The organism is Paraburkholderia suaedae, assembly GCF_040812055.1.
Lineage (GTDB): Bacteria > Pseudomonadota > Gammaproteobacteria > Burkholderiales > Burkholderiaceae > Paraburkholderia.
Genome location: NZ_JBFOAH010000099.1, coordinates 1 through 1247, shown reverse-complemented (window position 1 = coordinate 1247; position 1247 = coordinate 1). Strand labels below are relative to the sequence as shown.

Here is a 1247-nt window from a genome sequence, read left to right as displayed (position 1 = left end):
CGTGCGATGGGAATGGGCACGGTTCCCTGCGTTCGACATGGCTGACTGGCTCCGTCAATCTAAACGCGCCCATCATGCGTTGGAAAAATCAGCATCGGGAGACGGTCCGGCCGAGCCGCTTACACATAATCTCCTGTGACTCAGCGAGATAAGTTGCCATGTCGGCACGCAACTCATCAATCCATTGCTGGCGCTTGTCAGCGATGAAAGTAGCTGCCGACCTTGTGTTCGCCGTGCGCTGGTCATTGAGCGTGTCCTTGGCGTGTTTCAGGTTGTCTCTGCTGTGCTTGAGTTGCCGATGCATGTTGAACAGACTCACGCTTGCGGCGATCAGCGCCGCCAATAACACTCCAGCAAAGCCTACGAGAATTTGGACGATGTCTGGCACCGCCTTCAGGTACGCCCAAGCGTCAGCGATGTTTATGCTCATTGTTTAACTTGTGTGGTGCCAAACGAGGCGACGGGCGACTATACCTGACCATCGAGGTTACCGGCCCGGACGCTAACGCATGAGATCGATTGACTAGTGAGTCAAGTTGGAGGCGTATCGTCGTAGGATGTGAATTCCTCTGGCGCAAGCAGGGTAAATCCCCCGGTCCGAGTAACGTGGAACGGTTGACTTCCTCCCGTCAGCCCAGCAAGCGCGAGATAGGACGCTCCAAGTTGTTCGAGCTTTGCTCGTTGCTGCTCACCCGCTTGCATCGCTTGTACCCACATTTTGCGCATAGGCTTCGGCCACATGAGATTTACCGGACAGCAAAGTCCACGGTCCAATCTAATAAAAGCGAATCCTGCCTTTTCGCACCATTGAACGGAATCAAATTCAAACTGAAAGTGAAGACGTTCGCTATCGGATTCAATGTGACGCCAACAGATGTATAGCCCCTTCAGTTGACAATCGTTGATAAAAAGACCGTCCGTCCCAGTGAAGGCATCGATAATAGGCTTCAGGCAGTTGTCAATATCTGCTTTCGCGTCAGTCTCATAACGACTCTTCGCAGGAGTAAGCCACGTGACATTCAGTACAAGTTGACCAGTCAGGATAAAGTGAAAGCGAGATACTGCGGCTTTAATCGTTGCGATGTATGCGTCGCGAACGCTTTTGCTGGATTGAACTGAAACAGGGTAAGCGCGCGATTTCGCACACCTAGCGTCCATTATTGAGAAGGCTCACGATTGCGTCCGCAACCCAACTTTGCGGACGCAATCCATGACAGAAGATGACCTGAGTTTTTTGCCTTTGCGCG

The 1247-nt window shown here is 52.3% G+C and carries 2 protein-coding genes; both read right to left on the bottom strand.

What is annotated here, in order from left to right; translation table 11 throughout:
* Nucleotides 1–88: 88 nt before the first annotated feature.
* Complete coding sequence (locus tag ABQJ48_RS37725) at nucleotides 89–430, bottom strand: hypothetical protein (protein WP_367842924.1); 342 nt, start codon at nucleotides 428–430, stop codon at nucleotides 89–91.
* Nucleotides 431–531: 101 nt separating this feature from the next.
* The gene (locus ABQJ48_RS37720; protein WP_367842923.1) at nucleotides 532–1158 is read right to left on the bottom strand and encodes a RusA family crossover junction endodeoxyribonuclease; all 627 of its coding nucleotides are present in this window, start codon (nucleotides 1156–1158) and stop codon (nucleotides 532–534) included.
* Between the last annotated feature and the right edge of the window lie 89 nt (nucleotides 1159–1247).

Coding starts and splice junctions, on each gene's coding strand:
- ABQJ48_RS37725 (WP_367842924.1), bottom strand. CDS start 430: ATGAGCATAAACATCGCTGACGCTTGGGCGTACCTGAAGGCGGTGCCA.
- ABQJ48_RS37720 (WP_367842923.1), bottom strand. CDS start 1,158: ATGGACGCTAGGTGTGCGAAATCGCGCGCTTACCCTGTTTCAGTTCAA.